At 51.5% G+C, this 8,055-nt stretch carries 7 protein-coding genes; all 7 read left to right on the top strand.

All coding sequences use genetic code 11. From position 1 onward, the window contains the following. Positions 1–254 precede the first annotated feature (254 nt). The 7 genes from secE to rpoB all read left to right on the top strand — a co-directional run bounded on the left by secE (position 255) and on the right by rpoB (position 8,045). A complete protein-coding gene (gene secE, locus INF61_RS10435) occupies positions 255–638 on the top strand; it encodes a preprotein translocase subunit SecE (protein WP_003862342.1) in 384 nt (127 codons plus the stop codon). Between the two features lies 1 nt (position 639). After that, entirely contained in the window at positions 640–1,185 is a 546-nt protein-coding gene (gene nusG, locus INF61_RS10430) for a transcription termination/antitermination protein NusG (RefSeq protein WP_003862341.1), read from the top strand. Between the two features lie 156 nt (positions 1,186–1,341). Further along, the gene (rplK, locus tag INF61_RS10425) at positions 1,342–1,770 is read left to right on the top strand and encodes a 50S ribosomal protein L11 (RefSeq protein WP_003862340.1); all 429 of its coding nucleotides are present in this window, start codon (positions 1,342–1,344) and stop codon (positions 1,768–1,770) included. 3 nt (positions 1,771–1,773) lie between these two features. Continuing rightward, positions 1,774–2,478, top strand: coding sequence for a 50S ribosomal protein L1 (gene rplA, locus INF61_RS10420; protein WP_006810530.1), 705 nt, complete (start codon positions 1,774–1,776; stop codon positions 2,476–2,478). 289 nt (positions 2,479–2,767) lie between these two features. Continuing rightward, positions 2,768–3,265 carry a 50S ribosomal protein L10 gene (gene rplJ / locus INF61_RS10415; RefSeq protein ID WP_003862338.1) on the top strand — a complete coding sequence of 166 codons (498 nt, stop codon included), beginning with the start codon at positions 2,768–2,770 and terminating at the stop codon, positions 3,263–3,265. Between the two features lie 66 nt (positions 3,266–3,331). Next, positions 3,332–3,697 (top strand): 50S ribosomal protein L7/L12, encoded by a 366-nt coding sequence (rplL, locus tag INF61_RS10410; RefSeq protein WP_002445276.1) that lies wholly within the window; start codon positions 3,332–3,334, stop codon positions 3,695–3,697. A gap of 319 nt (positions 3,698–4,016) precedes the next feature. Next, positions 4,017–8,045, top strand: coding sequence for a DNA-directed RNA polymerase subunit beta (rpoB, locus tag INF61_RS10405; RefSeq protein ID WP_015569976.1), 4,029 nt, complete (start codon positions 4,017–4,019; stop codon positions 8,043–8,045). The last annotated feature ends 10 nt before the right edge of the window (positions 8,046–8,055 follow it).

Here is an 8,055-nt window from a genome sequence, read left to right as displayed (position 1 = left end):
GGCGTTGTTGCTAAAGTTCTCGGCTAATCGCTGATAACATTTGACGCAATGCGCAATAAAAGGGCATCATTTGATGCCCTTTTTGCACGCTTTCACATCAGAACCTGGCTCATCAGTGATTAATTTTGTCATAATCATTGCTGAGACAGGCTCTGCGGAGAGCGTATAATACGAAAAGCGAATAGCATTTCGATTGGTTTGCCTCGCGCTCGCGGGGTGAAAATGTTTGTAGAATACTTCTGACAGGTTGGTTTATGAGTGCGAATACCGAAGCTCAAGGGAGCGGGCGCGGCCTGGAAGCGATGAAATGGGTAGTTGTAGCCGTGCTGCTGATTGTGGCGATTGTCGGCAACTATCTTTATCGTGACATGATGCTGCCGCTACGCGCGCTTGCAGTGGTAATTCTGATTGCTGCGGCGGGTGGTGTCGCGCTGTTGACGACGAAAGGCAAAGCGACCGTTGCGTTTGCCCGCGAAGCGCGTACCGAAGTCCGCAAGGTCATTTGGCCGACTCGCCAGGAAACATTGCACACCACGCTGATTGTAGCGGCGGTAACCGCTGTAATGTCACTGATCCTGTGGGGACTGGATGGTATTCTGGTTCGCCTGGTATCCTTTATCACTGGCCTGAGGTTCTGAGATGTCTGAAGCCCCTAAAAAGCGCTGGTACGTCGTTCAGGCGTTTTCCGGTTTTGAAGGCCGCGTAGCTACGTCGCTGCGTGAGCATATCAAATTACACAATATGGAAGAGTTATTTGGCGAAGTTATGGTTCCGACCGAAGAAGTGGTTGAGATCCGTGGCGGCCAACGTCGCAAAAGCGAGCGTAAATTCTTCCCGGGTTACGTGCTGGTTCAGATGGTGATGAACGACGCGAGCTGGCACCTGGTGCGCAGCGTACCACGCGTGATGGGCTTTATCGGCGGCACATCTGACCGTCCGGCGCCAATCAGCGACAAAGAAGTTGATGCGATTATGAACCGCCTCCAGCAGGTTGGTGATAAACCGCGTCCGAAAACGCTGTTTGAACCGGGTGAGATGGTTCGTGTTAACGACGGTCCGTTTGCTGACTTTAATGGCGTCGTCGAAGAAGTGGACTACGAGAAGTCCCGCCTGAAAGTTTCCGTTTCTATCTTTGGTCGTGCGACCCCGGTAGAGCTGGACTTTGCTCAGGTAGAAAAAGCCTAAGCAGCGATCAAAAAAGCGACGATTTAATCGTTGCACAGGGCGCGAGATTGGAATACAATTTCGCGCCTTTTGTTTTTATGGGTCCCGACCCGTAAAACGAATTTTATTCACGGGGAGCCTCTCCGAGGCGTTATTACCCAATCAGAGGATTTTAGAATGGCTAAGAAAGTACAAGCCTACGTCAAGCTGCAGGTTGCAGCAGGTATGGCGAACCCAAGTCCACCAGTTGGTCCAGCTCTGGGTCAGCAGGGTGTGAACATCATGGAATTCTGTAAAGCGTTCAACGCCAAAACTGAATCCATGGAGAAAGGTCTGCCAATCCCAGTTGTAATCACTGTTTACGCTGACCGTTCTTTCACTTTCGTTACCAAAACCCCTCCAGCAGCAGTTCTGCTGAAGAAAGCAGCGGGCATCAAGTCTGGTTCCGGTAAGCCGAACAAAGACAAAGTGGGTAAAATTTCCCGCGCTCAGTTGCAGGAAATCGCGCAGACCAAAGCTGCCGACATGACTGGTTCCGACATTGAAGCGATGACTCGCTCCATCGAAGGTACTGCACGTTCCATGGGCCTGGTAGTGGAGGACTAAGAAATGGCTAAACTGACCAAGCGCATGTCCGTGATCCGTGACAAAGTTGATGCGACCAAACAGTACGACATCAACGAAGCTATCGCTCTGCTGAAAGAACTGGCAACTGCTAAGTTCGTTGAAAGCGTTGACGTTGCCGTTAACCTGGGCATCGACGCTCGTAAATCCGATCAGAACGTTCGTGGCGCAACTGTACTGCCACACGGTACTGGCCGTTCCGTACGCGTAGCTGTATTTGCTCAGGGTGCAAACGCTGAAGCTGCTAAAGCTGCCGGCGCTGAACTGGTAGGTATGGAAGATCTGGCTGATCAGATCAAGAAAGGCGAAATGAACTTTGACGTTGTTATTGCTTCTCCAGATGCAATGCGCGTTGTTGGCCAGCTGGGCCAGGTTCTGGGTCCACGCGGCCTGATGCCAAACCCGAAAGTGGGTACTGTAACGCCTAACGTTGCTGAAGCGGTTAAGAACGCTAAAGCAGGTCAGGTTCGTTACCGTAACGACAAAAACGGCATCATCCACACCACCATCGGTAAAGTGGACTTTGACGCTGACAAACTGAAAGAAAACCTGGAAGCTCTGCTGGTTGCGCTGAAAAAAGCAAAACCAACTCAGGCGAAAGGCGTGTACATCAAGAAAGTTAGCATCTCCACCACCATGGGTGCAGGTGTTGCAGTTGACCAGGCTGGCCTGAGCGCTGCTGCAAACTAATGCCTTTACGTGGGCGGTGATTTTGTCTACAATCTTACCCCCACGTTTGCTAACAAAAGTTAGCGGCTAAAAGAATTGTTCGTTGGAGCCTGGCCTATCCAGGCCTCCGTCGAAGACCGCAGGTGTTTCGCAAGAAACTTAATCCCCTGCGTAGACGGTGACAGAACGCTAAGATTATTTTAAATACTCTGGCTTGTTTCTGCTCACCGTATTAAGACGCTCTTCCCGTTGGGTCGAGTGAAGTGAGTTCCGGAACATGAGTTCCGGCAAACATCCAGGAGCAAAGCTAATGGCTTTAAATCTTCAAGACAAACAAGCGATTGTTGCTGAAGTCAGCGAAGTAGCCAAAGGCGCGCTGTCTGCAGTAGTTGCGGATTCCCGTGGCGTTACTGTAGACAAAATGACTGAACTGCGTAAAGCAGGTCGTGAAGCTGGCGTATACATGCGTGTTGTTCGTAACACCCTGCTGCGTCGCGTAGTTGAAGGTACTCAGTTCGAGTGCCTGAAAGACACGTTTGTTGGTCCGACCCTGATTGCATACTCTATGGAACACCCGGGCGCTGCTGCTCGTCTGTTCAAAGAGTTCGCGAAAGCGAATGCAAAATTTGAGGTCAAAGCTGCAGCCTTTGAAGGTGAGTTGATCCCGGCATCGCAAATCGATCGCCTGGCAACCCTGCCGACCTACGAAGAAGCAATTGCACGCCTGATGGCAACCATGAAAGAAGCTGCGGCTGGCAAACTGGTTCGCACTCTGGCTGCTGTACGCGATGCGAAAGAAGCTGCTTAATCGCAGTTATCTTTATAAAGCATTTGCTTACGTATAAACTTATTCTGATTTTCAGGAACAATTTAAATGTCTATCACTAAAGATCAAATCATTGAAGCAGTAGCAGCTATGTCCGTAATGGACGTTGTAGAGCTGGTTTCTGCAATGGAAGAAAAATTCGGTGTTTCTGCTGCTGCTGCTGTAGCTGTAGCTGCGGGCCCGGCTGAAGCTGCTGAAGAAAAAACTGAATTCGACGTAATTCTGAAAGCTGCTGGCGCGAACAAAGTTGCTGTAATCAAAGCAGTACGTGGCGCAACTGGCCTGGGTCTGAAAGAAGCTAAAGACCTGGTAGAATCTGCACCAGCTGCGCTGAAAGAAGGCGTGAGCAAAGACGACGCAGAAGCACTGAAAAAATCTCTGGAAGAAGCTGGCGCTGAAGTTGAAGTTAAATAAGCCAACTTTTCTGGTTGCAGCCTAAGCAATTAGGCTGATGGCTGGTGACTTTTTAGTCACCAGCCTTTTTGCGCTGTAAGGCATCAGCAGCATTTCACACTGTTTGACTGCTGGTTGTCCTGACAATGCTTGTTTCTATCGACGACTTAATATACTGCGACAGGGTGCTCGCTCTGTGTAAATCGCAATGAAATGGTTTAAGCGTGATAGCAACAGGTATTGCGGAAAGTATTCAATTTTCCGGTCCACAAAATGGTGTTGCACAAACTGTCCCTTCGTCGGACAGATGGGTCGACTTGTCAGCGAGCTGAGGAACCCTATGGTTTACTCCTATACCGAGAAAAAACGTATTCGTAAGGATTTTGGTAAACGTCCACAAGTTCTGGACATTCCATATCTCCTTTCTATCCAGCTTGACTCGTTCCAGAAGTTTATCGAGCAAGATCCTGAAGGGCAGTACGGCCTGGAAGCAGCCTTCCGTTCCGTGTTCCCGATTCAGAGCTACAGCGGTAATTCCGAGCTGCAGTACGTCAGCTACCGCCTTGGCGAACCGGTGTTTGACGTTCAGGAATGTCAGATCCGTGGCGTGACCTATTCCGCACCGCTGCGCGTAAAACTGCGTCTGGTGATCTACGAGCGCGAAGCGCCGGAAGGCACCGTAAAAGACATTAAAGAACAAGAAGTCTACATGGGTGAAATTCCACTCATGACGGACAACGGTACTTTCGTTATCAACGGTACTGAGCGTGTTATCGTTTCCCAGCTGCACCGTAGCCCGGGCGTCTTCTTCGACAGCGATAAAGGTAAAACGCACTCTTCCGGTAAAGTACTGTATAACGCACGCATCATTCCTTACCGTGGTTCATGGCTGGACTTCGAATTCGATCCAAAAGACAACCTGTTTGTCCGTATCGACCGTCGTCGTAAGCTGCCTGCAACCATCATTCTGCGTGCACTGAACTATACCACTGAGCAGATCCTGGACCTGTTCTTTGAGAAAGTGATCTTTGAAATCCGCGACAACAAGTTGCAGATGGAGTTGGTGCCGGAACGTCTGCGTGGTGAGACCGCGTCGTTCGACATCGAAGCCGACGGCAAAGTGTATGTGGAAAAAGGTCGCCGTATCACCGCGCGCCACATCCGCCAGCTGGAAAAAGATGATATCAAACACATCGAAGTTCCGGTTGAATACATTGCAGGAAAAGTAGCCGCGAAAGATTACGTTGATGAATCAACTGGCGAGCTGATCTGCCCGGCGAACATGGAGCTGAGCCTGGATCTGCTGGCTAAGCTGAGCCAGTCTGGCCACAAACGTATCGAAACGCTGTTCACCAACGATCTGGACCACGGTCCGTACATCTCTGAGACTGTACGCGTCGACCCAACCAACGATCGTCTGAGCGCGCTGGTCGAAATCTACCGCATGATGCGTCCTGGTGAGCCACCAACTCGCGAAGCGGCTGAAAGCCTGTTCGAGAACCTGTTCTTCTCCGAAGACCGCTACGATCTGTCCGCGGTTGGTCGTATGAAGTTCAACCGTTCTCTGCTGCGCGACGAGATCGAAGGTTCCGGTATCCTGAGCAAAGACGACATCATTGAAGTGATGAAGAAGCTCATCGATATCCGTAACGGTAAAGGCGAAGTGGACGATATCGACCACCTCGGCAACCGTCGTATCCGTTCCGTAGGCGAAATGGCGGAAAACCAGTTCCGCGTTGGCCTGGTACGTGTAGAGCGTGCGGTGAAAGAGCGTCTGTCTCTGGGCGATCTGGATACCCTGATGCCTCAGGATATGATTAACGCGAAGCCGATTTCTGCGGCAGTGAAAGAGTTCTTCGGTTCCAGCCAGCTGTCTCAGTTCATGGACCAGAACAACCCGCTGTCTGAGATCACGCACAAACGTCGTATCTCCGCACTCGGCCCAGGCGGTCTGACCCGTGAACGCGCAGGCTTTGAAGTTCGAGACGTACACCCGACTCACTACGGTCGCGTATGTCCAATCGAAACGCCTGAAGGTCCAAACATCGGTCTGATCAACTCCCTGTCCGTGTACGCACAGACGAACGAATACGGTTTCCTCGAGACCCCGTATCGTAAAGTGACCGACGGTGTTGTTACTGACGAAATTCATTACCTGTCTGCTATTGAAGAAGGCAACTACGTTATCGCTCAGGCGAACTCCAACTTGGATGACGAAGGCCACTTTGTAGAAGATCTGGTTACCTGCCGTAGCAAAGGCGAATCCAGCTTGTTCAGCCGCGACCAGGTTGACTACATGGACGTATCCACCCAGCAGGTGGTATCCGTCGGTGCGTCCCTGATCCCGTTCCTGGAACACGATGACGCCAACCGTGCATTGATGGGTGCGAACATGCAACGTCAGGCCGTTCCAACTCTGCGTGCTGATAAGCCGCTGGTTGGTACCGGTATGGAACGTGCTGTTGCCGTTGACTCTGGTGTTACAGCAGTTGCTAAGCGTGGCGGTACCGTTCAGTACGTTGACGCATCCCGTATCGTTATCAAAGTTAACGAAGACGAGATGTATCCGGGCGAAGCGGGTATCGACATCTACAACCTGACCAAATACACCCGTTCTAACCAGAACACCTGTATCAACCAGATGCCATGTGTGTCTCTGGGTGAGCCAGTTGAGCGCGGCGACGTGCTGGCAGACGGTCCGTCCACCGACCTCGGTGAACTGGCGCTCGGTCAGAACATGCGCGTAGCGTTCATGCCGTGGAACGGTTACAACTTCGAAGACTCCATCCTCGTCTCCGAGCGTGTGGTTCAGGAAGATCGTTTCACCACCATCCACATTCAGGAACTGGCATGTGTGTCCCGTGACACCAAGCTGGGGCCAGAAGAGATCACCGCTGACATCCCGAACGTGGGTGAAGCTGCGCTCTCTAAACTGGATGAATCCGGTATTGTTTACATCGGCGCGGAAGTGACCGGCGGTGACATTCTGGTTGGTAAGGTCACGCCGAAAGGCGAAACCCAGCTGACGCCAGAAGAGAAACTGCTGCGTGCTATCTTCGGTGAGAAAGCGTCTGACGTTAAAGACTCTTCTCTGCGCGTACCAAACGGTGTTTCCGGTACGGTTATCGACGTTCAGGTCTTCACCCGTGACGGCGTTGAGAAAGATAAGCGTGCGCTGGAAATCGAAGAGATGCAGCTCAAACAGGCTAAGAAAGACCTGTCTGAAGAACTGCAAATCCTCGAAGCAGGTCTGTTCAGCCGTATCTATGCGGTGCTGGTTGCCGGTGGCGTTGAAGCTGAGAAGCTCGACAAACTGCCACGCGATCGCTGGCTGGAACTGGGCCTGACCGACGAAGAGAAACAGAATCAGCTGGAACAGCTGGCTGAGCAGTATGACGAACTGAAACACGAGTTCGAGAAAAAACTCGAAGCGAAACGCCGCAAAATCACTCAGGGCGACGATCTGGCACCAGGCGTGCTGAAGATTGTTAAGGTGTATCTGGCTGTTAAACGTCAGATCCAGCCTGGTGATAAGATGGCAGGTCGTCACGGTAACAAGGGTGTTATCTCTAAGATCAACCCGATCGAAGATATGCCGCACGATGCTAACGGTACGCCGGTAGATATCGTACTGAACCCACTGGGCGTACCGTCTCGTATGAACATCGGTCAGATTCTGGAAACCCACCTGGGTATGGCTGCGAAAGGTATCGGCGATAAGATCAACGCCATGCTGAAACAGCAGCAGGAAGTCGCGAAACTGCGCGAGTTCATCCAGCGTGCCTACGATCTGGGTACCGACGTTCGTCAGAAAGTCGACCTGAACACCTTCAGCGATGAAGAAGTGCTGCGTCTGGCAGAGAACCTGCGCAAAGGTATGCCAATTGCAACGCCGGTATTCGACGGTGCAAAAGAAGCTGAAATTAAAGAGCTGCTGCAACTGGGTGGTCTGCCAACGTCTGGTCAGATTACGCTGTTTGACGGCCGTACCGGTGAACAGTTCGAGCGTCCGGTAACCGTAGGTTACATGTACATGCTGAAACTGAACCACCTGGTCGACGACAAGATGCACGCTCGTTCTACCGGTTCTTACAGCCTGGTTACTCAGCAGCCGCTGGGTGGTAAGGCTCAGTTCGGTGGTCAGCGCTTCGGGGAGATGGAAGTGTGGGCGCTGGAAGCATACGGCGCAGCATACACCTTGCAGGAAATGCTCACCGTTAAGTCTGATGACGTGAACGGTCGTACTAAGATGTATAAGAACATCGTAGACGGCAACCATCAGATGGAACCGGGCATGCCAGAATCCTTCAACGTACTGTTGAAAGAGATTCGTTCGCTGGGTATCAACATCGAACTGGAAGACGAGTAATTCTCGCTCA

This window comes from Enterobacter cloacae complex sp. P18RS (assembly GCF_014982105.1).
Lineage (GTDB): Bacteria > Pseudomonadota > Gammaproteobacteria > Enterobacterales > Enterobacteriaceae > Enterobacter > Enterobacter hormaechei_C.
The sequence above is the reverse complement of the archived record's forward strand: the minus strand, read 5'-3'. Positions and strand labels throughout refer to the sequence as shown.